The organism is Cryptosporangium japonicum (genome assembly GCF_039524755.1).
In the GTDB taxonomy this organism is placed as follows: Bacteria; Actinomycetota; Actinomycetes; order Mycobacteriales; family Cryptosporangiaceae; genus Cryptosporangium; species Cryptosporangium japonicum.
In genome coordinates this window covers 289,288-311,521 of sequence record NZ_BAAAGX010000020.1, presented here as the reverse complement: position 1 = coordinate 311,521, position 22,234 = coordinate 289,288, and the positions used below count along the sequence as shown (strand labels likewise).

The window sequence follows — 22,234 nt, the reverse complement described above, 5'->3', positions numbered from 1 at the left end:
GGCAAACTGGGAGAGACACATCGATCGCAGGGAGGAAGCATCGTGGGATTCGCCGAGACGCTGGAGCGGCCGGAGACCCGTGAGAGCACGACAGACAACGCCCCCGAGGTCTTCCATTACGTGAAGAAGAACAAGATCGCCGAGAGCGCGGTCATGGGGACGATGGTCCAGGCGCTCTGTGGCGAGGTGTTCCCGGTGACGAAGTCGCCCAAGCCGAACTCGCCGGTCTGCCCGGCCTGCAAGGAGATCTACGAGTCGCTGCCCACGGGCGAGTGACCCGCGGCGGCGCCGGCCGACGCTGACCGCGTCGGCTCGGCGGTGGCCGGATCGGCACCCGGCTCGTCCGGCGGGAGTTCGTCCGGGTCGGGCTTGCGTCGCCCGCGCAGCGCCGCGGCGAGCCTGCGCCACAGGTAGGCCACGCGGTGCAGGTGCCGCGGCCGGGGCCCGGCCGGGTGCAGCTGCTCGAGCGTGCCGTTGAGCTCCGCCCCGAGCAGCACCGCGAACGCCAGCACGTAGAAGTACAGCAGCGCGACGATCGGCGCCGCGAGCGTCGAGAACAGCAGCATGTCGCCGGCCAGGCGGCCGATGTACAGGCGCAGCACCCACGAGAGCCCGACGAACAGGCCCAGGGCCAGTGCCGCACCCGGCAGCGCCCGCCGCCACCGCAGCCGCAGCGGCGTCGCGTAGTGGTAGAACGCCGAGAGCGCGGTGAACACGATCGCCACCGTCAGCGGCCAGTACACCAGCCGGATCACGGCCTCGGCCGCCGAGTGCCAGCCGTCCGGCAGCCGGTTGACCACGAAGTCGGGCCCGAGGATGGCCAGCGGCACCGCCACCACCGCGGTGGCGAGCGTGAAGATGTAGAGCCAGAGCGCCATCAGCCGGCTGGCCACCGCGCCACGCAGGTCCCGCTGCCCGTACGCGATCGACACCGTGTTCACGAACGTCGCCGTCGACGACGAGCCGGCCCACAGCGACAGGACGAGCGCCAGCGTCGCCACGTCTCCGCGCCCGTGGCGCAGCAGCTCACCGACGATCGGCGTCACGACGTCGTGCTGCACCGCCGGGCTGACCAGCCGGGCGGTGAGCCGCAGCGCGTGCGACTCGGTGCGGTCGACCAGGTCGGTTCCGGTCCACTGCCCGGCGTACCCGAGCACACCGAGGATCGCGAGGAACAGCGGCGGCACCGACAGCAGCTGCCAGAACGCGGCCTCGGCCGAGAGCCCGAGGATCCGGTCCTGCCACGCTTTCGACAGCATCGACCGGATGAACCGCAGCGTGGTCAGCACGGGACGCAAAGTATTCACCACCGGTCGGAACGCGGGCCCGAGCGCGCGGCGCGCGCCTCTCGAGACCGTCGCGCGCATCCGCGCGACGCGCCCGGCGGGAAGTGTGAGCATGTCAACCGATCAAATTACGGGGTCGGGTCGCGGGAGTCGCGTCCGGACCCGGTGTCGTCGCAGCATGTCGCACCGGCGTCGAGTCCGATCGGCCGGATGGGTGATTTTTCTCCGCCGACGGGGCGGGAGCCGCTTTCCATCATCCCGCACGAACGCCGGGTAGTGTCTGTGAAGCCCTCGCGCCGCGGATGCCGCTCGGGGGCGCACTGGTGTTCGGTTACCTGTCGTGGAGGTTGTGGCTTGACCGCGAACCCAGTGGCTGCGTCCGCCGGTACGGTCGGCGGAGCCGCTCCGCCGCTTCGCGTCTGGCAGCGCAAAGCCCTCGTCGAATACCTTCGCAAGTCCCCGCAGGACTTCCTCGCGGTCGCCACCCCCGGCGCCGGCAAGACGACGTTCGCGTTGCGCATCGCGGCCGAACTGCTCGCCGACCGCACGGTCAGCCAGGTGACGGTCGTCGCCCCCACCGAGCACCTCAAGACGCAGTGGGCGCAGGCGGCGGCCCGGGTGGGTATCCAGCTGGATCCGACGTACACCTCGCAGGGCATCACGTCGTCGGACTTCCACGGCATCGTCGTCACGTACGCGCAGGTCGGCCTCTACCCGGATCTGCACCGGCGGCGCTGCACCACGCGCCCGACGCTGGTGATCCTGGACGAGATCCACCACGCCGGTGACTCGCGCACCTGGGGCGACGGGGTGCGCACGGCGTTCGAGCCGGCCACCCGGCGGCTCGCGCTCACCGGAACCCCGTTCCGGTCGGACGCGAACCCGATCCCGTTCGTGGAGTACGAGAAGGACCGCAACGGCCTCACCCGCTCGCGGTCGGATTCCAGCTACGGCTACGCCGACGCGCTGCGCGACCAGGTCGTGCGCCCGGTGCTGTTCCTGGCGTACTCCGGTGAGGCGAAGTGGCGCACCAGCGCGGGGGAGGAGCTCTCCGCCCGCCTGGGTGAGCCGCTGACGGCCGAACAGACCGGGCAGGCGTGGCGCACCGCGCTGGACCCCAAGGGCGACTGGATGCCGCAGGTGCTACGCGCCGCCGACGCCCGGCTGAGCGTCGTCCGGCAGCACGGTATGCCCGACGCCGGTGGGCTGGTCATCGCCACCGACCACGCGGCCGCCAAGGCTTACGCCGAGATCCTGCGCCGGGTCACCGGCAAGGCACCGGTCGTCGTGCTCTCCGACGACGGCACCGCGAGCGCCAAGATCGCCGCGTTCGCGAACTCCGAGGACCGGTGGATGGTCGCGGTGCGGATGGTGTCCGAGGGGGTCGACATCCCGCGGCTGGCGATCGGCGTCTACGCCACCAGCGCCAGCACCCCGCTGTACTTCGCGCAGGCGATCGGGCGCTTCGTCCGGGCCCGGCGCCCGGGGGAGACCGCCACGGTGTTCCTGCCGAGCGTCCCGGTGCTGCTGGGGCTGGCCGGCGAGATGGAGGTCCAGCGCGACCACGTGCTCGACCGGCCGCACCGGGAGAAGCTGCTCGACGACGACCTCGTCGCGGCCGCGAACAAGCAGGAGGACGAGGACACCGACGACAAGCCGAAGTTCATGGCGCTGTCGTCGGAGGCGCACCTCGACCAGGTGATCTACGACGGCGCCTCGTTCGGCACCGGTGCGGCGCCCGGTACGGCCGAGGAGGAGGAGTACCTGGGCCTGCCCGGGCTGCTCACCGGCGACCAGATCGCGACGCTGCTGTCCAAGCGCCAGGCCGACCAGGTCGCGGCGCAGAAGAAGGCCGCCGCCGAGCGCAAGGCGGCCGGCGGTCCGGACGTCCCGGAACCCGAGGTCGTGCCCTCGTCCACGTTCGTGCGCCGGCAGACGCTGCGCAAACAGCTCAACACGCTGGTGGCCGCGCAGCACCACCGCACGAACCGGCCGCACGGCCAGATCCACGCCGAACTCCGCCGCCTCTGCGGCGGCCCCCCGAGCGCCCAGGCGACCATCGAACAGCTCGAGGAACGGATCGCGACCATCCAGACCTGGGAGCGTTGAGACAACGAAGAAGCCCCGGAGCCAACTGGCTCCGGGGCTTCATCTGACTTGCGCGATCTCAGTCTTCTGTTTTCAAAATCTGGACGGCGACCTTTTCGAGGTCCGGGGCGTACTTGGCTCCGTGATGTCCGCAGAAGACGAGGTCTCCGCCGCCGGGCAGAACTGCCCGGACCTTGGCAGCCGCACCGCACCGGTCGCAACGCTCGCCAGCTGACGGCGCCTCGGTCGGCGGCGGGGTCAGGGTCGGGGTCATTGGCCTCCTCCTCTGCTCTCACCGTGCTGTTCGTTGTGCTTACCGCTCACACATCGTCCAACACATCAGTGTGCTGAGACGTTCCCAGCCCGCCGCCATGTTCCATGTCACACAGCGAGTGACCGGGTGTCTCGGGGCCTCCGCGCATGATGTGCGGTGGTCCCATCACCAGAGTGCCACGCGAAGACGAGTTCCGGAGATCGGATCTCGGACAGACATCCGGGCCCGTCAAAACACTTCCGGTACATCCGGTACAAACTTCGCAGAACCGGGGCTCTGGCGACGTTCTGACATGCTGCGGTCATCAAGTTGGAACACGTGCGGAGGGCCGAAATCCCCCGTGAAAGACGGACTTTTGGCCCCCGACGCGTCGGCGCCCGCCCGGTGCGCCCGCGCGCCCGACGCGGCGGCGCACCGGAACGTGCCCGACGTCGTCACCGACCGTAGTACCGCGGACGCCCTCGGGCAGAGTTCGGCCCCGGAGCCGCTACCAACTCCGGGGCCGGGAACCGCTGGGTCAGTCGAGGTAGTCGCGCAGCACCTGCGAGCGCGACGGGTGGCGCAGCTTCGACATCGTCTTGGACTCGATCTGGCGGATGCGCTCGCGGGTGACGCCGTAGACCTGGCCGATCTCGTCCAGCGTGCGGGGCTGACCGTCGGCCAGGCCGAAGCGCAGCCGCACGACGCCGGCCTCGCGCTCGGAGAGCGTCTGGAGCACCGACTGGAGCTGGTCCTGCAGCAGCGTGAAGCTGACCGCGTCGACCGCGACCACGGCCTCGGAGTCCTCGATGAAGTCACCGAGCTGGCTGTCGCCCTCGTCGCCGATCGTCTGGTCGAGCGAGATCGGCTCCCGGGCGTACTGCTGGATCTCCAGCACCTTCTCCGGGGTGATGTCCATTTCCTTGGCGAGCTCTTCCGGGGTGGGCTCCCGGCCCAGGTCCTGGAGGAGCTCACGCTGGATTCGGCCGAGCTTGTTGATGACCTCGACCATGTGCACCGGGATACGGATCGTGCGGGCCTGGTCGGCCATGGCCCGGGTGATCGCCTGCCGGATCCACCAGGTGGCGTACGTGGAGAACTTGTAGCCCTTGGTGTAGTCGAACTTCTCGACCGCGCGGATCAGACCGAGGTTGCCTTCCTGGATCAGGTCGAGGAAGGCCATGCCGCGGCCGGTGTAGCGCTTGGCCAGCGAGACCACGAGGCGGAGGTTGGCCTCCAGCAGGTGGTTCTTGGCGCGCTCGCCGTCACGGATGATCCAGAGCAGGTCGCGGCGGAGCTGGTGCGGCATCTTCTCGCCGCGGTCCTCACCCTGGCGCATCCGCTCGGCCGCGTAGAGACCGGCCTCGATCCGCTTGGCGAGGTCGACCTCCTCTTCCGCGTTGAGCAGCGCGACCTTACCGATCTGCTTGAGGTAGGCGCGGACGGAGTCGGCCGACGCGGTGAGCTCGGCGTCCTTGCGCGCCTGCTTCAGCGCCTCGGACTCCTCCTCTTCCTCGTCGAACGCGAACTCTTCCTCTTCGCCGTCCGCGAGCACGACCGGCTCGTCGACCGCCAGGCCGCCTTCCTTCGCGGGGCCGGCGGTCGGTGCGCCGTCCGCGGACGCCTTCGCGGCGGCGGGCGCGGCGGCCTTCTTGGCCGGGGCACGCTTGGTCGGGCCGGGCTTCGGTGCGGCGGGGGCGGCCGCAGCGTCCGTCGCGGCGGCGGCCGCGGGGGTCGCGGCGGGCCGCGTCGTCTTGGCGGTCGTCGCCTTCGAGGCCGGGGTGGTGGCCGAGCGGGCGGCGGCTACTCGCCGGCGGGCCGGGCGCGGGTCGGCCGAGCCGTTCACGACCACGGTGACGCCCGCCATGGACAGGCCCTGCAGGATCTTCTTACCTTGAGCGGGTGACACCCCCGCACCACCGAGGATCCGTCCCACCTCGTCCGAGGTGAGGGAGGCGGTATCACCCGCCTGCGCTGTCAGCGTGTCGACGAGGGAACGGACGATGTCGGCCCGCGGAGGGGTGCGGTCGGCGTCTGTCACGAAGTGACCTTCCACGTGTCGGTGCGGCGGGCACACCTCACCGGTCAGGGGGCTGACCGGGGGGCTGATCTACCAGGAGCTATTTCCTCCGGGACTGTCTTCCCCGGTGGCATGGCAACGAATTGTACCGCCGGGTCGGGGGAGACGGCTCCCACCATCGATCCATCCGTTGTGTCTGATTGGTGGGGGCTGACCGGCCTGACGGGGCTCGACGCCGTGCTGGACTGTACGTCGCCGCCCGGGTTCTGGCCACGACCGCCACGACCCAACATTCACTTGACGTGTCACTTGACCTGAACAGAACGATTCAGCAGTAGTCCTCGAGCAGGGAGCACAGCCGTCATGCCAGTAGTGGAACCCACCGAACTCCTCAGCCTCGCGGTCGAGCTGGTGCGGAAGGCCGCGGTCGGGATCGCCGAGCAGCGGACAGCGGCGGTGACCTCGATCGAGACCAAATCGACGCCGACGGATCCGGTGACGGCGGCCGACCGGGCCGCCGAGCAGCTCGTGGTCGACGGGCTGGCCGCGGCGCGCCCCGGTGACCTCGTGCTCGGCGAGGAGGGCGGCTTCCGACCGGTGGGGGCCGAGGCGTCCCCCGACGCGGTGCGCTGGCTGCTGGACCCGATCGACGGCACGGTCAACTTCGTCTACGGGATCCCGGCCTACGCGGTGTCGCTGGCCGCGGAGGTGGACGGCGTCGTCGTGGCCGGTGTCGTGCGCAACGTCGTCACCGGGGAGGAGTGGACCGCGGTGCGCGGCCAGGGCGCCTGGCGCGACGGTGAACGCCTGCGCGGGTCGTCGGTGGCGACGCTCGCCGGTGCGCTGGTGGGCACCGGGTTCGGCTACGCGCGCGAGCGCCGCCGCGAGCAGGCCGAGGTGCTGCTGCGGCTGCTCCCGGAGATCCGCGACATCCGGCGGATCGGCTCGGCGGCACTGGACCTCTGCGCGGCCGCCGAGGGGCGCCTCGACGCCTACTACGAGCGCGGCCTCAACCCCTGGGACCGCGCCGCGGGCGGCCTGATCGCCGAGGAGGCCGGCCTGCTGGTGACCGGCCTGCGCGGCGAGGACGCGGGCGAGGCGATGACGCTAGCCGCGCCGCCGGCGCTCCACGCCCTCCTCGACGACTTCCTGACGCCACTGCACGGCTAGCAGCCGGCCGGGGTCGACGGCTGGGGCGGGTCGAGCGTCTTGATCTCGGCCGGCACGTCCTTCTCGGGGGTGAGGTCCTTGAAGTCGATCCCGATCACGACGTCCACGCTGCCGTCCTCGCGGCCGTCGTCGACGATGACGCTGCCGCGGACGGTGGCCTGGAGCAGCTGCGCGGCGCCCGCGCCGGTGGGCCCGTAGCGGATCTGGGCGGCCTGGGTGACCGGCTCGCCCTGCGGGTCGTTGCCGGTGGTGACGATCTGGAACTTGCGCTTCTTGAGCGCGTTCGCGACCTTGCTCGCCAGCCCGGCCTCGTCGGTGCCGTTGTAGACCCGGACCTTCACGGCCGAAGGCTCCGGGATGTCGGTCTGCACGGTGTTGCAGCCGATCGCCGTGGTGCCGGTCTGGTCGTCGGTGACGATCGCCCACACCACGGTGATGACGGCGACCAGCGCCAATACCCCGATTACCGTCAGCGCCCTGACTCGCGCCAGGCTCACCGCCCCACCACCCCGGTCGTCATGGGGCCAAACTTTAGCGTCCCCGGTCATCCTCGGTGACGTCCCGGCAATCCGCCGGTGACCAGGGGCCGGTCAGGCGCCTCCGGCGAGCGGCCGGAGCCGGCGACGCGACACCGACGCCGCTCGCCACCGGGCCCGCTGAGCGGCACGCAGGCGGGACAGATAGCGCTCGGCCAGCCAGTCGGGTGCGTCCGGATCGCAGCCCGGGGTGTCGATCACCGCGCCTCCGCCGGGTAGCGGAACCAGGTGGGCGCCGCCCGTTCCCGCCGGTGCGGTGCCGGTGAGCGCCTCGACGAGGCTGGTCTTGCCGCAGCCAGGCTCGCCGAAGACGGCGGTCACGGAGCCGGCGATCAGCGTGCGTAGCCGTTGCAGACCGAGGTACCCGGGTGCGGTGCTGAGTCCGAGGACCGGGGTACCGGGGCAGCTCTCCGCGAGGACGGCCAGGTCGGCGAGCACCGACCGCGCGGCCGCGCCGTCCGGTGCCCGGTCGAGCTGGCTGAGCACCAGCACCGGCATCGCCGAGCCCGCGGTGGCCAGCGCGAGCAGCTTCTCGGTGCGTGCCGGCGTCAGCTCGGGCGTGAAGGCCTGGACGACCAGGACCAGGTCGGCGTTGGCCGCCAGCACCTCGCCGCGGACGTCGTCCGGACCGCGGCCGCGCCGGACGACGGTCTGGCGGGGCAGCACGGTGAGCAGATCCGGGCCCGACAGCACGGCCCAGTCACCGGCGACCGGGGTGAGACCCGGCCGGGCGAGCGCCCGGACCGGCCCGGCCGGCGTCAGGCAGCCGCACTCGGAACCGGCGACGTCGGTCACGCGCGCGGGGACGGAAGGCCGCCGGACCGGGGCCGGGTGTCCACCGGACGGGGGCCACCGCGGCGCGGCGTACCGGCCTCGGGACGTCCCGCCTGGTGAGCGGCCCGCTCGACGGTCCCCGTCGGCGTCGGGCTCTTGGGTAAGGTCGCCATCCGCGGCCCGGGAATCCGGCGTCGTGGGGCATCTGCCAGTTGCCGTAGCCATCCGGTACCGTGCGTCCCATTCGTCCGACCACCCGAGGCGGCGGAGCCGGAAACGGCTACGCCGGCTACCGAGGGTGGGCACCGGACCGGCGGCCTGTTCCTGGTCCGGCGGGCCCGGTGCAGGAAAGACGGGCATCGGTGTCACCTCGATCACATCGGGAACACATCCGGTGGGCTGTGCGTATTAGGGGCGCTGGAAACGGTAAGGTTCCGCGCTCGCCGGGTCGAACGGGTTTCCTTCCTGGCCGGGGAACCTGGCCGTTGACGGCGTGACCCGGCTGTCATCCGAACGAAAGAAGAGGACCATCACGATGGCCACCGACTACGACGCGCCACGTCGAACCGAGGAATCGGAGATCGGCGAGGACAGCCTCGAGGAGCTGAAGGCACGCCGGACGGATTCGCAGTCCGGCAGTGTGGACGTCGACGAGGCTGAAGTTGCCGAAGGTTTCGAGCTGCCGGGCGCTGATCTGTCCGGCGAAGAGCTCACCGTCAAGGTACTGCCCATGCAGAACGACGAGTTCCGCTGTTCTCAGTGCTTCCTCGTCCACCACCGCAGCCAGCTGGCCGAAGAGAAGAACGGCCAGTACGTCTGCACCGAATGCGCGGCCTGACTCCCCGGTCGGTCACGCGTCATCGGGGTACGTCCACCGGGCGTCCCGTAAGTACGGAGCGGTCGGGGGTCCGGGGGGTACGACCCCGACCGTTCGGGGTAGAGCAGGAGCGGTGCCAGTGGCGTGGGTATCCGACAATTGTCGGTGCCGCGCCGGCACCCGCTCCACGAGCCCCGAGGGACTGCCGCCATGACTCTTCCGGAGAAGTCGTCCGACTCCACTCCACCCGCTGACCCGGCTCCGTCGTCCGTCGAAACCGATGCGGACGCGACCGGGTCCGGAGCCGTCAGCGCCGAAGCATCCGGCGCTCTGGCCCGGCTGACCGATTCGGACCTGTCCACGACGGACCGGCGCCGCCTGCTCGGCCGCGCGGTCTCCGGGTTCGGCCGCGGTGCCGGCCGGGCGATGCGCGGGCCACGCGCCGCCGCCGGCTGGGCCACCGACCTGCTGATCGCCGCCGCGCCGCATCTGACCATCCGCGACCTCGAGACGCTGCAGCGCCACTACGGCGGCAAGTCCGGCGACGAGCTGGCCGACGCCGTGATCCGCAACGCCGCCCGGGTCACCGCGAGCCTCGGTGCCGCCGGCGGTGGCATCGCCGCCGTCGAGTGGACCGTGCCGCCGTCGCTGCTCTCGGCTCCGGTGCTGCTGGCGGTGGAGACCGCCGCGGTCGTCGCCGTCGAGGTGAAACTGCTGGCCGAGCTGCACGAGGTCTACGGCACGCCGGTCCGCGGTTCGGCGAGCGAGCGCGCCAGCGCCCTGCTGACCGCCTGGGCCCGTCGCCGCGGCGTCACGCTGCTGCAAGGCGGGCGGGGCTTCACCACGATCCTCGGCGGCACCATGCGCAAGGAGCTGCGCGACCGGTTGCTGCGCCGGATGGGTCGCAACCTGACGACGCTCGGCCCGCTGTTCACCGGGGCGGCGATCGGCGCCGAGCTCAACCGGCGGGCCACCCGCAAACTCGGCGACGAGGTGCGCGCCGACCTGCGCAAGAACCGCACCCTGCCGCCGTCCTCGGATCGGACGGCGCTCTACTAGCTCTCGTCGGGGGCGGGTAGGGGCAGGTCGAGCGCGTCGAGCAGCGCCTGCGGACGCCGGGACGAGAAGATCCAGTACGGCGTCGGGTCGTCCGGGTCGTCCAGATAGACCCGCACCGTGCCACGCACCCACGGGCGGTGGACGACGAACGCGACCGGGTCGAGTTCGGGGCCGAGCGCCTCCCGGCGCCCGTCGGCGTCCAGCGCCTCGGCGGCGAGCAGGAAGCGGCGCGGGATGTGGGCGTCGTCGACGTGGAGTTCCTCGGCGGTCACCACCACCGTGAGGCGCCCGAGCGCCGCCACCGCGAGCAGCGCGAGCGGGATCAGGAGGACGTACGGCAACCAGGACCGCAGGCCGTCGTGCCCGAGGTGGATCTCGGCGGCCAGCAGCGTCGCGACCGCGGCCGCGCCGGCCCAGCCCCACCACGGCACCGTCCACCGCTCGCGGTACGTGTCGGTGATCGTCGTCGCGGAGCCCATGCTGGGTATCGTGCCACCGACCCACCCCGATACCCGAACGGATGCCATGCCCGACGTAGAGGTTCTCGTCCAACTGCTCGACCCGGAGCTGCCGCCCCCGGCCTACGCGCGGCCGGGCGACGCCGGTGCCGATCTGGTCACGGCGCAGGACGTCCGGCTCGGCCCGGGCGAGCGCGCGCTGGTCGGAACGGGTGTGGCGATCGCGCTTCCCGAGGGCTACGCCGGGTTCGTCCACCCGCGCTCCGGCCTGGCGGCGCGGTTCGGCGTTTCGATCGTCAACGCACCCGGTACCGTCGACGCTGGATACCGAGGTGAGATCAAGGTCAACCTGATCAACCTCGATCCGACCGAGACCGTGACACTCGCGCGAGGCGACCGGATCGCCCAGCTCGTGGTTCAGCGCGTCGAGCGAGCCGAATTCCGGGTGGCGAGCGAGCTGCCCGAGTCGGTTCGCGGGACGGGCGGCCACGGCTCGACCGGCGGACATCGCGGCTTGGTCACCGCACGAGAGGAGTGACGGGGTGTTTCGACGTCGGCGTGGCCGGCACGCTGCGGACGGCCGGGAGGAAGACCTGGAGGCCGCCGAGGTCGAGTCGGTGGAGGACACGGGCCCCGGCCCGTGGGACGCCGAGGCGGCGCCCGAGGACGAGGTCCAGCGCGTCGACCTGGGTGCGCTGCGCGTCCCGACGCTGCCGGACGTGGAGCTGCGCGTCGAAGCCGACCAGAACGGCCAGGTGGCGTCGGTCGTGCTGACCGACGGGAGCAGCGCGCTGGAGCTGGCGGCCTTCGCCGCTCCGCGTACCGAGGGCATCTGGGACGAGGTGCGCGCGGAGCTGGAGGCCAACATCCGCGGTGACGCCGGTGTCGTCGAGCAGGAGGTCGGCGAGTTCGGCCCCGAGCTGCGCGCCACCGTGAAGGCGCCGGACGGCAGCAAGCAACTGCTGCGCTTCGTGGGCATCGACGGGCCGCGGTGGTTCCTGCGGGCGACGTTCACCGGAGCGGCCGCCGCCGACGCGAACGCCGGGCCGCAGCTGGCCGAGTCGGTGCGCCGGACCGTGGTGGCCCGCGGCTCCGACCCGATGCCGGTGCGTGACCCGCTGCCGTTGCGGCTGCCGCGTGAGGTCGTCGAGCAGGCGGCCAACCAGGACTGACGCACGATCGAGGACGCCCGGTGTGCCGACGGCGCACCGGGCGTCGTGGTGGAGGGGGAGCGGGGGGAGGCGTGGTGCGGGGGACTCTGCGCGTCTACCTCGGGGCAGCTCCGGGCGTCGGCACGACGTTCCGGATGCTCGAGGAGGGCCGGCGGCGCGCCGAACGGGGAGCCGACGTCGTGATCGGGTTCGTCGAGACCCACGGCCGCGCCGGCACCGCCGCGCAGATCGGGGACCTGGAGATCGTCCCGCGCGCCCACCTCACCCACCGCGGCGCCGACGTCGAGGAGATGGACCTCGACGCGGTTCTCGCCCGGCGCCCGGAGATCGTGCTCGTCGACGAGCTCGCCCGTCCGAAGGTCCGGGGCGGCAAGCGGTGGCACGACGTCGAAGCGCTGCTCGAGGCCGGCATCGACGTCGTGTCCACGGTGAACGTCCAGCACCTGGAGTCGCTCAACGACGTCGTCGCGACGATCACCGGCGTGCCGCCGCGCGAGACCGTTCCGGACGCCATCGTGCGCGCCGCCGACCAGGTCGAGCTCGTCGACCTGGCGCCCGAGGCGCTGCGCCGCCGGATGGCCGGCGGCGAGATCTACCCGGCCGACACGATCGACGCCGCCCTGGGCAACTACTTCCGGCTCGGCAACCTCACCGCGCTGCGTGAGCTCGCGCTGCTCTGGACCGCCGACCAGGTCGACGAGGCGCTGCGTGCCTACCGCGACGCGCACGGCATCACGAGCACCTGGGAGGCGCGCGAGCGGGTCGTCGTCGCGGTGACCGGCGGCCCCGAGGGCGATCCGCTGATCCGCCGCGCGGCCCGGATCGCCGCCCGCAGCCGGCGCGGCGACCTGCTCGCGGTGCACGTCTCGCGGGGCGACGGCCTCGTCGGCGCCGACCCGGCCCGGCTGGCGACGCAGCGGGAGCTGGTCGAGTCGCTCGGCGGGACGTTCCACGCGGTGGTCGGCGACGACGTGCCCACCGCGCTGCTGGACTTCGCCCGCAGCGCCGACGCGACCCAGCTGGTGCTCGGCACCAGCCGCCGGCCGCGCTGGCAGCGTGCGCTGTCGGAGGGCGTCGGCTCCCGGGTGACGGCGACGTCCGGGCCGATCGACGTGCACCTGGTCACGCACCCGGAGGCGGCGGGCCGGGCCCGCCTGCCGTCGCTCACCGGCGGGCTCACCACCCGGCGGCGGGTGCTCGGGTTCGGGCTGGCGGCGCTCGGGCTCCCGCTGCTCACGCTGCTGCTCGAGCGGGCGGGCGGCAACCTGGACCTGTCCAGCGACCTGCTGCTCTACCTGGCGTTCGTGGTCGTGGTCGCGCTGGTCGGGGGCGGGTACCCGGCGGTGTTCGCGGCGGCGGCCGGCACGTTGCTGGTGAACTGGTTCTTCACCGCGCCGGTGCGGACGTTCACGATCGCCGAGTTCGACAATCTCGTCGCGTTGGGGGTGTTCGCGCTGGTGGCGCTGTCGGTGGCCGGGGTCGTCGACCTGTCGGCCCGGCGGCGGCGGGAGGCCGCGCGGGCCCAGGCGGAGGCGGAGCTGCTCTCCGCGCTCAGCCGGGGTGTGCTGGCCGGAGGACGCGCCCTGCCGGCCCTGCTCACCCAGGTACGGGACGCGTTCGGGCAGGACTCGGTGACGCTGCGGGAGCAGGTCGACGGGCGCTGGCTGGTGATCGACGCGGTCGGCGACCCCGCCGGCCCTCCCGGCACCGAGGTGCCGGTCTCCGAGACGCTCCACCTGGTGCTGCGCGGCCGCCCGCTCCCGGCGTCGGACCGGAGGGTGCTGACGGCGTTCGCCGCCCAGGCCGGGGTCGCGCTCCGCCAGGCCCGGCTGGCGGCCCAGGCGGCCGGGGCCGCCGAGCTCGCCGACGGCAACCGCATGCGTACCGCGCTGCTCGCGGCGGTCAGCCACGACCTGCGGACGCCGCTCGCGTCGATCAAGGCGGCGATCTCGGCGCTGCGGATGACCACCGTGACGCTCGGGCCCGACGACGTCGACGAGCTGCACGCGACGATCGACGAGTCGGCCGATCAGCTGGCCGCGCTGATCGACAACCTGCTCGACATGAGCCGGCTGCAGACCGGGGCGGTGAACCCGCTGCAGCGCGGGGTGGATCTGGACGAGGTCGTGCCGCGGGCGGTGGCCGGAGCGGCGGGGGTGCGGATCGAGGTGCCGGAGACGCTGCCGCCGGTGCTCGCCGACCCGGGGCTGCTCGAGCGCGCGCTGGCCAACCTGGTGGGCAACGCGGTGCGCCACGGCGCCGGTGCGCCGGTGGTGGTGCGGGGGAGCGCGCTGGGTGACCGCGTCGAGCTGCGGGTCGTCGACACCGGCCCGGGTGTCGCGGAGAAGGACCGGGAGCGGATCTTCGCGCCGTTCCAGCGGCTCGGGGACCGGCCGGCCGGCAACGGCGTCGGGCTGGGGCTGGCGGTGGCGCGGGGGTTCGTCGAGGCGATGGGCGGCACGCTGGAGCCGGAGGACACCCCCGGTGGAGGGTTGACGATGGTGGTTTCGCTGGAGGTGGCCCGATGACCAGGGTGCTGGTGGTCGACGACGAGCCGCAGCTGCTCCGGGCGCTGCGGATCACGTTGAAAGCACGCGGTTACGAGGTCGAGACCGCCGCCGACGGTGCGGGCGCGCTCGAGGTGGCCGCGCACCGGCACCCGGAGCTGATCGTGCTCGACCTCGGGCTGCCCGACCTGGACGGCATCGAGGTCATCGAAGGGCTGCGGCCGTGGTTCACCGGGCCGATCGTGGTGCTCTCGGCCCGCCAGGACAGCGACGACAAGGTGCTCGCGCTGGACGCCGGTGCGGACGACTACGTCACCAAGCCGTTCGGCATGGACGAGCTGCTGGCGCGGCTGCGCGCGGCGCTGCGCCGGGCCACGCCGGCGCCGGATTCGGTGGTGGTGACCACCGACGCGTTCACGGTGGATCTGGCCGCGAAGAAGGTCATCGCCGGCGGGAGCGACGTCCGGCTCACCCCCACCGAGTGGGGCATGCTCGAGGTGCTGGTGCGCAACCCGGGCCGCCTGGTGGCCCGCAAACAGCTGCTGCGCGAGGTGTGGGGGCCCGCCTACTCCGACGAGAGCAACTACCTGCGCGTCTACATCGCGCAGCTGCGCCGCAAACTCGAACCCGACCCGGCGCACCCCCGCTACCTGATCACCGAACCCGGCATGGGCTACCGCTTCGAACCGTGACGCGGGCGACACGGTTCCCCATTGTGGTGGAGAAAACGGTGCGTACCCTGATTCACGACGGCGCGGTACCGGGTATGTCACACAGACGCTAACGCGTTCTACGGCATAGCCGCGCCGACTCGTCGCTGAGGTGCCCACCATGACTGACACGCTGCCGCGGACCCACGAGGACTCGGGTCTGAAACGCCTGTTGCGTCGCTTCACTGCTTCCGACCGCGAACTCGACGCCGAGGCCCTGGAAGAGGCCAGCGTCCGTTCCGGCGCCCAGAAGGCCTGCGACTGCCCGCGGGGGAGGGTCGCCACCGTCGCCGGCCGCCTGACCTCGGTGCGGTACACGCCGCGCACCAACCAGCCGACGCTGGAGGCCGAGCTGTTCGACGGCACCGGCTCGGTCACGCTGGTGTTCCTCGGCCGGCGCCGCATCGCGGGGATCGAGCCCGGCCGCTCACTGTCGGCCGAGGGGCGTCTCGCTCTGCGGGATGGTCGTAAGGTGATCTTCAACCCCTTCTACACGCTGGAGCCGACCACACCGTGACCGACCACCGCGCCCGGCCGACCGGCGACCGTACCGATCAGTCTTCCGGTGCCGAGCAGCGCAGGTATGTCGACGCCGAGCCGCGCAGGGTCGACGACGAGCAGCTCGCCGACCGGGTCGCGGACGTCATGGCGGACGAGGCCGTCCGGCTGATCACGGATGTTCCGCCGGGTGACCCGGCGCCGCGGCGTCGTGTCGTCATCACCCCGCCGGAGGCGCCGGCCGAGGCGGTGGCCGACGACGACGCGAAGGACGACGAGCCGATCTCGATCGCCGACCAGGTCCGCGAGCAGCTCGGCGGCCTGCGCGGGCTGGTCGAGAGCTCGCTGCCGGTCCTGGTGTTCGTCCTGGTCAACATGGCGACGTCGCTGAAGCCGGCGCTGTGGGCGGCGGTCGGGTCCGCGGCGCTCATCGCGGCCTACCGGCTGATCCGCAAGGACTCGGTGCGGCACGCGCTCAACGGGCTGTTCGCGGTCGGCATCGCGGCGTTCATCGCGGCGCGCACCGGCCAGGCCGAGGACTTCTACCTGCTCAACATCGCCCGCAACAGCGGCGGCGCGCTGCTGTGCGCCGGCTCCGTGCTGGTCCGGCGCCCGGTGATCGGGTACGCGTGGCGGTTCATCTCCGAGATTCCGCCGGCCTGGCGCGAGAGCAAGCCGCTCGTGCGGGCGTTCTCGCTGATCAGCCTGGTGTGGGCGCTGATGTTCGCGATCCGGGCGGGCGTGCAGATCTACCTGTGGTCGCAGCACAACGCCGACGCGCTGGGCTGGGCGTCGCTGGCGATGGGCTGGCCGATGTTCGGCGCGTGCCTGCTGTTCACGGTCTGGTACGGCCGTAAAGCGATCGCGTCAGCTGCTTGAGCCGTCGCCGCTGACCACCGCGTGGACGCGGTCCTCGGCGTCGGGCGGGCAGAGGAACATCAGCTCGTCGCCGGACTCCAGCGGGTCGTCGGGGGTAGGCACCAGCACCCGCGCGCCCCGCAGGATCGCCACCAGCGCGGCGTCGGACGGCAGCGGTACCTCACGCAGCGGACGCCCGACGTAGGGCGCGTCGGGAGCCAGCGTGATCTCGACCAGGTTGGCCTGGCCCTGCCGGAACGTCATCAGCCGCACCAGGTCACCGACCGTCACGGCCTCCTCGACCAGCGCGGCCATCAGCCGCGGCTTGCTCACCGAGACGTCGACGCCCCACTGGTCGGTGAACAGCCACTCGTTCTCGGCCCGGTTGACCCGCGCCACCACCCTGGCCACCGCGAACTCGGTCTTGGCCAGCAGCGACACGACCAGGTTGACCTTGTCGTCACCGGTGGCGGCCACCACGACGTCGCACCCGGCCAGCCCGGCGTCGTCGAGCGAGGCGAGCTCGCACGCGTCGGCCAGGATCCACTCGGCCTCCGGCACCAGGTGGCTGCGCATCTGGCGGGGGTCCCGGTCGATCAGCAGCACCTGGTGACCGTTCTCCACCAGCTCGTTGGCCACCGAACGCCCGACGTTGCCCGCACCCGCGATCGCGACGCGCATGCTCAGTGCCCCCTGGATTCGGCCGGAGCGGAGCCGGCGATCTGGCTGATCTTGTCGACCTGACCCTCGGACGCCAGGATGAAGATCCGGTCGCCCTCCTGGATGACCGTCGAGTTGCTGCACAGGTGGCCGACGCCGAACCGGGTGAGGTACGCGACCCGGAAACCGGTGGCCTCCTCCAGCGCGGAGATCTTCTGGGTGAGCCAGCCGGGGTGCAGCGCCGGTTCGATCATCACGATCGAGCCCGACGGGTCGCGCCAGACCTCGACCGAGCTCTCCGGCATGAGCGCGCGGAGCACCTGGTCGGAGGTCCAGCGCACGGTGGCGACGGTGGGGATGCCGAGCCGCTCGTAGACCGCGGCGCGGCGGGGGTCGTAGATGCGCGCGACCACGCGCTGCACGCCGAACGTCTCGCGGGCCAGCCGCGCGGAGATGATGTTCGAGTTGTCGCCGCTGCTCACCGCCGCGAACGCGTCGGCCCGGTCGATGCCGGCCTCCTCGAGCGTGCGGCGCTCGAACCCCACCCCGGTGACCGTCGAACCGGCGAAGTTCGGGCCGAGACGGCGGAACGCGTCGGGGTTCTGGTCGATGACGGCCACGGTGTGCCCGCGCTTCTCCAGGCTCTGCGCGAGCGTCGAACCCACGCGACCGCAGCCCATGATGACGATGTGCACGTGCGCATCCTTCCAGCGCTGACTGGTCCGCACGGTACTACCTGCCGCCCTATCCGGCCGCGCGCAGGGGGCAGACGTACGCTATCGCCGTGCCGTCCCCGACGTCCGTGTTCAAGCGCCTCGTCATCGGACGGGCGCTCCGCAGCGACAAGCTCGCGGAAACGCTGTTGCCCAAGCGCGTCGCGCTGCCGGTCTTCGCCTCCGACGCCCTCTCGTCGGTCGCCTACGCCCCCGCCGAGATCCTCGCGACGCTGAGCGCGGCGGGCCTGGCCACCTACCACCTCTCGCCGTGGATCGGGCTGGCGGTCGTCGTCGTCCTGCTCACGGTCGTGGCCTCCTACCGGCAGAACGTGCACGCGTACCCGTCCGGCGGCGGCGACTACGAGGTGGTGAACACGAACCTCGGCCCGGGCTTCGGGCTCGTCGTGGCCAGCGCGCTGCTCGTCGACTACGTGCTGACCGTGGCCGTGTCGGTGGCCTCCGGCGTGCAGAACCTGGCGTCCGCGATCCCGGCGCTCGACAACCACCAGATGCTGGTGGCGGTCCTGCTCGTCGCGTTGCTGACCTCGCTGAACCTGCGCGGGGTGCGCGAGTCCGGGGTGGCGTTCGCGATCCCCACCTACGGCTTCATGGTCGCGATCTTCGGCATGGTGCTCTGGGGCCTGTTCCGGATCTTCGTCTCCGGCGACGAGGTGCGTGCCGAGAGCGCCGGCTTCGAGTTCCACGGCGAGGAGACGCTGGCCGGCATCGGGCTGGTGTTCCTGCTGGCCCGGGCGTTCTCGTCCGGGTGTGCGGCGCTGACCGGCGTCGAGGCGATCAGCAACGGCGTGCCGGCGTTCCGCAAGCCCAAGAGCAAGAACGCCGCGACGACGCTGCTCATGCTCGGGCTGATCTCGGTCGCGATGATGCTCTGCATGATCTGGCTGGCCCGGCTGACCGGCCTGCAGTACGTGGAGGACCCGGCCACCCAGCTCGCCGGCGCCCCCGAGGGGTACGTGCAGAAGACCGTGGTGGCCCAGCTCGGCGAGACGATCTTCGCCGGCTTCAGCCCGGGCTTCTACTTCGTCACGTTCATGACCGCGCTGATCCTGGTGCTGGCCGCGAACACCGCGTTCAACGGGTTCCCGGTGCTGGCCTCGATCCTCGCCCAGGACCGGTACCTGCCCCGGCAGCTGCACACCCGCGGTGACCGGCTGGCGTTCAGCAACGGCATCGTGTTCCTCGCGGTGGCCGCCGGGATCCTGCTGGTCGCGTTCGACGCCGACCCCAGCGCGCTGATCCACCTCTACATCGTCGGCGTGTTCGTCTCGTTCACGCTGAGCCAGATCGGCATGGTGCGGCACTGGAACCGGCTGCTGCGCGTCGAGCGCGACCCGGGAACGCGCCGCCGGATGCGCCGCTCCCAGGGCATCAACGCGTTCGGCCTGGTGATGACCGGCACCGTGCTGATCATCGTGCTGGCCACGAAGTTCCTGCAGGGCGCCTGGATCGCGATCGCCGCGATGGCGTTCATCTACCTGCTGATGCTGGGCATCCGGAAGCACTACAACCGGGTGGCCGAGGAGCTGCGCCCCACCGAGGAGAAGCCGATCCTGCCCTCGCGCAACCACGCGGTCGTGCTGGTGTCCACGCTGCACCAGCCGACGCTGCGGGCGCTGGCGTACGCGAAGGCGACCCGGCCGGACTCGCTGACCGCGGTGACCGTGAACGTCGACGACCAGTCGACGCGCACGCTGCAGGAGGAGTGGGACCGGCGGGGCATCACGCTGCCGCTGACCGTGGTGGAATCGCCGTTCCGGGAGATCACCCGGCCGATCCTCGACTTCGTGCACGGGCTGCGCCGGGAGTCGCCGCGTGACGTGGTGACCGTGTTCATCCCGGAGTACGTGGTCGGGCACTGGTGGGAGCACCTGTTGCACAACCAGAGCGCGCTGCGGCTCAAGGGCCGGCTGCTGTTCGAACCCGGGGTGATGGTGACGAGTGTGCCGTGGCAGCTGTCGTCCACCGAGGGCCGCGATCCGGACCGGGCGGACCGGGTGACCGGGCCCGGCGCGGTGCGTCGTGGTCTCGACCGCACGGGGACGCCATGAGCTGGGTGGGGCAGTCGTTCGAGCTGGACGTCGAGGCGTTCGCGCACGGCGGGCACTGCGTCGGGCGGCACGAGGGCCGGGTGGTGTTCGTCCGGCACGCGCTGCCGGGGGAGCGGGTCGTCGCCGCGGTGACCGAGGACCGCGGCGGGTCGTTCTGCCGGGCGGACGCGGTGTCGGTGGTGCGTGCGTCCCCCGACCGGGTGGAGCCGCCGTGCCCGTACGCGCACCCGGGCGGGTGCGGCGGATGTGACCTGCAGCACGTGGCTCCGCCGGCGCAGCGCTCGTTGAAGGCCGCGGTGGTGCGTGAGCAACTGACGCGGCTGGGCCGGGTGGCCGCGGTCGACGAGATCTTCGACGGCGTCGAGGAGCTGGCCGGCGGCTCGCTGGGCTGGCGGACGCGCGTGCAGTTCGCGGTGGATCCCGCCGGTCGGGCCGGGCTGCACCCGCACCGGTCCCGCGAGGTGCTGCCGGTGGAGCGCTGCCTGATCGCCGATCCGCGGATCGAGGCGCTCGGCGTCACCGACCTGCCGTGGCCGGGGACGACCGCGGTGGAGGCGGTGGCCTCCGGCGCCGGCGACGACGCGCTGGTGCTCGACGTCAAGCCGTCGGGTGCGCGTGAGCACCGGCGCCGTCCGCACGGCCGGCCCGCACCGCGCCGGCCGGTCGTCGTGGAGCTGCCCGAGGAGTTGCCCGAGTCGGTCGCGGTGCTGGCGGCGTCCTCGCCGGTACGCAACACCGGGCGGCCGGCCGCCGAGGCGGTGCGCGGCCACCGCCGGGTGCGCGAGGTCGCCGCGGGGCGCCGGTGGTACGTGCGTGCCGACGGGTTCTGGCAGGTGCACCCGGAGGCCCCGGGCGCGCTCGTCGACGCGGTCCTCGAGGCGCTGGCGCCGCAGCCGGGCGAGTCGGTGCTCGACCTGTACGCCGGAGCCGGCCTCTTCGCCGGGGTGCTCGCCGAGCGCGTCGGGCCGGACGGCCGGGTGGTGGCCGTGGAGGCCGACAAGGGCGCCTGCGACGACGCCCGCCGCAACCTGCGTGACCTGGCCCACGTCGAGGTCGTCACCGCGCGGGTCGACAAGGCGCTGGACGGCGGCCTGGCCGGGAAGCACGACCTGGTCGTGCTCGACCCGCCCCGCTCCGGCGCGGGCGCCGCGGTGGTGCGTGAGGTGGCGTCGCGCAGCCCCCGGGCCGTCGCCTACGTGGCGTGCGACCCGGCGGCGTTCGCCCGCGACGTCGCGACGTTCGCCGACGAGGGGTACGCGCTCACCCGGGTGCGCGCGTTCGACGCGTTCCCGATGACCCACCACGTGGAGTGCGTCGGCACGCTGGTGCGCGCTTAGGGAACGGCCGGGGACGGTTCGCGCAGGACCAGGGCCACCGCGCCGAGGGCTTCGGCGCGGCCGCCCAGCGTGCCCTGCACCACGTCCACCGCGTCGACGGCCGACGGCACCGCGCTGCGGCCCAGCGCGTGGCGCAGCGGATCGAGCAGGACGCGGCCGGTGGCGGCCAGCTCGCCGCCCACCACGACCCGGTCCGGGTTGAGCAGGTTGACCAGGCCGCCGAGCGCGATGCCGATCGCGGTGCCGGCGTCCGAGACGATCCGCCGGCACGGGGCGTCACCGTCGGCGACCAGCCGGACGACGTCGGCCAGCGTCCGCACCTCCGGTCGCCCGCGTCCCAGCACCGAGACCAGCGCCGCCCCGCCGGCCACCAGCTCGAGGCAGCCGCGGTTGCCGCACCGGCACACGTCGCCGGCCGCGTCCAGGCTCAGGTGGCCGATCTCCCCGGCGGTGCCGGAGATACCGCGGAACAACCGGCCGCCGACGACGAGCCCGCCGCCGATCCCGGTGCCGAGCTTCAGGTAGACGAGTGCTTCGCTGCCGCGCCCGGCGCCCCAGGTGTGTTCGGAGAGCGCGCCCAGGTTGGCGTCGTTCTCGACGTGGACGGGGAGCGCGAGGCGCCGCCCGAGTTCGAGCGAGGGGGCCAGCCCGGCCCAGGCGGGCAGTATGTTCGACGCGCCGAGCAGCCCGGTGCCGCTCACCACCGGCGCGGGCAGGCCGAGACCGACCCCGATGACGTCGGCCATGCGGTGGCCGGACTCCTCCACCGCCTCGACGACGAGCGACGCGGCCAGGTCGAGCGTGTGCTCGGCGGTGGGCTCCCCGTTGGGCGCGAGCCGTTCGCCGCGCTCGGCGATGACGGTGTGCGCGAGGTCGGCGACGGCGACGTTCACGTGACGTCGCCCGATGTCCACGCCGGCCACGACGCCCGCACCGGGCGCGAGCTGGACGACCGCGGCCGGCCGGCCACCGGCGGGACCGGCGGGTGCGGTGCCCCCGGGTTCGACGACCAGCCCGATGTCCGCGAGATCACTGAGCGTCGTCGATACGGTGGCTCTGGAGAGGCCGGTCGCCGCCGCCAGATCCGCTCGGGTGCTCGGTCCCATCGCCCGCAGGGCATCGGCGAGGCGGCGTTGGTTTCCGCCCAGCGCGGTGACTCCTGACACCTGGTCCGTCATGGACGCATCGTCGGGCGTGTCGTCAGTTCTGTCAACGCGACACAAAACTGGGGCTCGGCATGGGCCTT

22 protein-coding genes are annotated in these 22,234 nt (G+C 72.5%); 13 read left to right on the top strand and 9 right to left on the bottom strand.

The window, feature by feature from the left end; all coding sequences use genetic code 11:
- Positions 1-42 precede the first annotated feature (42 nt).
- The gene (locus tag ABD437_RS26625; RefSeq protein WP_035856872.1) at positions 43-276 is read left to right on the top strand and encodes a DUF3039 domain-containing protein; all 234 of its coding nucleotides are present in this window, start codon (positions 43-45) and stop codon (positions 274-276) included.
- Here the strand turns inward: ABD437_RS26625 and ABD437_RS26620 are convergent.
- A complete protein-coding gene (locus tag ABD437_RS26620) occupies positions 249-1,289 on the bottom strand; it encodes a YihY/virulence factor BrkB family protein (protein WP_344651655.1) in 1,041 nt (346 codons plus the stop codon). The two genes, ABD437_RS26625 and ABD437_RS26620, sit on opposite strands and share 28 nt — an antisense overlap.
- 351 nt (positions 1,290-1,640) lie before the next feature.
- Between ABD437_RS26620 and ABD437_RS26615 the strand changes: the two genes are divergently transcribed.
- On the top strand, positions 1,641-3,395 hold the full coding sequence (locus ABD437_RS26615; protein ID WP_344651654.1) for a DEAD/DEAH box helicase: 1,755 nt from the start codon (positions 1,641-1,643) through the stop codon (positions 3,393-3,395).
- 58 nt (positions 3,396-3,453) lie between these two features.
- Here the strand turns inward: ABD437_RS26615 and ABD437_RS26610 are convergent, their stop codons facing one another.
- Together ABD437_RS26610 and ABD437_RS26605 are read right to left on the bottom strand one after the other, a co-directional pair.
- Positions 3,454-3,648 (bottom strand): DUF7455 domain-containing protein, encoded by a 195-nt coding sequence (locus ABD437_RS26610; RefSeq protein ID WP_035856870.1) that lies wholly within the window; start codon positions 3,646-3,648, stop codon positions 3,454-3,456.
- 517 nt (positions 3,649-4,165) lie between these two features.
- Positions 4,166-5,668, bottom strand: coding sequence for an RNA polymerase sigma factor (locus ABD437_RS26605; RefSeq protein ID WP_344651653.1), 1,503 nt, complete (start codon positions 5,666-5,668; stop codon positions 4,166-4,168).
- 342 nt (positions 5,669-6,010) lie between these two features.
- On the opposite strand from ABD437_RS26605, the gene ABD437_RS26600 reads away from it, so the two are divergent.
- On the top strand, positions 6,011-6,817 hold the full coding sequence (locus ABD437_RS26600) for an inositol monophosphatase family protein (protein ID WP_344651652.1): 807 nt from the start codon (positions 6,011-6,013) through the stop codon (positions 6,815-6,817).
- Here ABD437_RS26600 and ABD437_RS26595 read toward each other — a convergent pair.
- Together ABD437_RS26595 and rsgA are read right to left on the bottom strand one after the other, a co-directional pair.
- Positions 6,814-7,314: a LytR C-terminal domain-containing protein gene (locus ABD437_RS26595; protein ID WP_344651651.1), complete on the bottom strand. Its 501-nt coding sequence runs from the start codon at positions 7,312-7,314 to the stop codon at positions 6,814-6,816. The genes ABD437_RS26600 and ABD437_RS26595 overlap by 4 nt on opposite strands.
- Before the next feature lie 93 nt (positions 7,315-7,407).
- A complete protein-coding gene (gene rsgA, locus ABD437_RS26590) occupies positions 7,408-8,148 on the bottom strand; it encodes a GTPase RsgA (RefSeq protein ID WP_344651650.1) in 741 nt (246 codons plus the stop codon).
- A gap of 514 nt (positions 8,149-8,662) precedes the next feature.
- Between rsgA and ABD437_RS26585 the strand changes: the two genes are divergently transcribed.
- Together ABD437_RS26585 and ABD437_RS26580 are read left to right on the top strand one after the other, a co-directional pair.
- The gene (locus ABD437_RS26585) at positions 8,663-8,965 is read left to right on the top strand and encodes a DUF4193 domain-containing protein (RefSeq protein WP_035856868.1); all 303 of its coding nucleotides are present in this window, start codon (positions 8,663-8,665) and stop codon (positions 8,963-8,965) included.
- A gap of 189 nt (positions 8,966-9,154) precedes the next feature.
- Positions 9,155-10,003 carry a hypothetical protein gene (locus tag ABD437_RS26580; protein WP_344651649.1) on the top strand — a complete coding sequence of 283 codons (849 nt, stop codon included), beginning with the start codon at positions 9,155-9,157 and terminating at the stop codon, positions 10,001-10,003.
- Here the strand turns inward: ABD437_RS26580 and ABD437_RS26575 are convergent.
- Complete coding sequence (locus ABD437_RS26575) at positions 10,000-10,482, bottom strand: DUF3093 domain-containing protein (RefSeq protein WP_344651648.1); 483 nt, start codon at positions 10,480-10,482, stop codon at positions 10,000-10,002. The genes ABD437_RS26580 and ABD437_RS26575 overlap by 4 nt on opposite strands.
- Before the next feature lie 46 nt (positions 10,483-10,528).
- Between ABD437_RS26575 and dut the strand changes: the two genes are divergently transcribed.
- The 6 genes from dut (at position 10,529) to ABD437_RS26545 (ending at position 16,227) form a co-directional block, all read left to right on the top strand.
- Complete coding sequence (dut, locus tag ABD437_RS26570) at positions 10,529-10,999, top strand: dUTP diphosphatase (RefSeq protein ID WP_344651747.1); 471 nt, start codon at positions 10,529-10,531, stop codon at positions 10,997-10,999.
- Positions 11,000-11,003: 4 nt separating this feature from the next.
- Complete coding sequence (locus ABD437_RS26565; RefSeq protein ID WP_344651647.1) at positions 11,004-11,633, top strand: DUF3710 domain-containing protein; 630 nt, start codon at positions 11,004-11,006, stop codon at positions 11,631-11,633.
- Between the two features lie 71 nt (positions 11,634-11,704).
- Positions 11,705-14,161, top strand: coding sequence for a sensor histidine kinase (locus ABD437_RS26560; RefSeq protein ID WP_344651646.1), 2,457 nt, complete (start codon positions 11,705-11,707; stop codon positions 14,159-14,161).
- The gene (locus ABD437_RS26555; protein WP_344651645.1) at positions 14,158-14,832 is read left to right on the top strand and encodes a response regulator; all 675 of its coding nucleotides are present in this window, start codon (positions 14,158-14,160) and stop codon (positions 14,830-14,832) included. Before ABD437_RS26560 ends, ABD437_RS26555 begins: the two co-directional genes overlap by 4 nt.
- A gap of 139 nt (positions 14,833-14,971) precedes the next feature.
- The gene (locus tag ABD437_RS26550; protein WP_344651644.1) at positions 14,972-15,367 is read left to right on the top strand and encodes an OB-fold nucleic acid binding domain-containing protein; all 396 of its coding nucleotides are present in this window, start codon (positions 14,972-14,974) and stop codon (positions 15,365-15,367) included.
- Positions 15,364-16,227 (top strand): DUF3159 domain-containing protein, encoded by an 864-nt coding sequence (locus ABD437_RS26545; RefSeq protein ID WP_344651643.1) that lies wholly within the window; start codon positions 15,364-15,366, stop codon positions 16,225-16,227. Before ABD437_RS26550 ends, ABD437_RS26545 begins: the two co-directional genes overlap by 4 nt.
- On the opposite strand, the gene ABD437_RS26540 is transcribed toward ABD437_RS26545, so the two are convergent.
- Positions 16,216-16,887 carry a potassium channel family protein gene (locus ABD437_RS26540; RefSeq protein ID WP_425558238.1) on the bottom strand — a complete coding sequence of 224 codons (672 nt, stop codon included), beginning with the start codon at positions 16,885-16,887 and terminating at the stop codon, positions 16,216-16,218. The genes ABD437_RS26545 and ABD437_RS26540 overlap by 12 nt on opposite strands.
- A gap of 2 nt (positions 16,888-16,889) precedes the next feature.
- On the bottom strand, positions 16,890-17,561 hold the full coding sequence (locus tag ABD437_RS26535; RefSeq protein WP_344651642.1) for a potassium channel family protein: 672 nt from the start codon (positions 17,559-17,561) through the stop codon (positions 16,890-16,892).
- Between the two features lie 89 nt (positions 17,562-17,650).
- Between ABD437_RS26535 and ABD437_RS26530 the strand changes: the two genes are divergently transcribed.
- Positions 17,651-19,651 (top strand): APC family permease, encoded by a 2,001-nt coding sequence (locus tag ABD437_RS26530; RefSeq protein ID WP_344651641.1) that lies wholly within the window; start codon positions 17,651-17,653, stop codon positions 19,649-19,651.
- Positions 19,648-20,988, top strand: a complete 1,341-nt coding sequence (locus ABD437_RS26525; protein WP_344651640.1) for a class I SAM-dependent RNA methyltransferase — start codon at positions 19,648-19,650, stop codon at positions 20,986-20,988. Before ABD437_RS26530 ends, ABD437_RS26525 begins: the two co-directional genes overlap by 4 nt.
- On the opposite strand, the gene ABD437_RS26520 is transcribed toward ABD437_RS26525, so the two are convergent.
- A complete protein-coding gene (locus tag ABD437_RS26520; protein ID WP_344651639.1) occupies positions 20,985-22,166 on the bottom strand; it encodes an ROK family transcriptional regulator in 1,182 nt (393 codons plus the stop codon). The two genes, ABD437_RS26525 and ABD437_RS26520, sit on opposite strands and share 4 nt — an antisense overlap.
- Between the last annotated feature and the right edge of the window lie 68 nt (positions 22,167-22,234).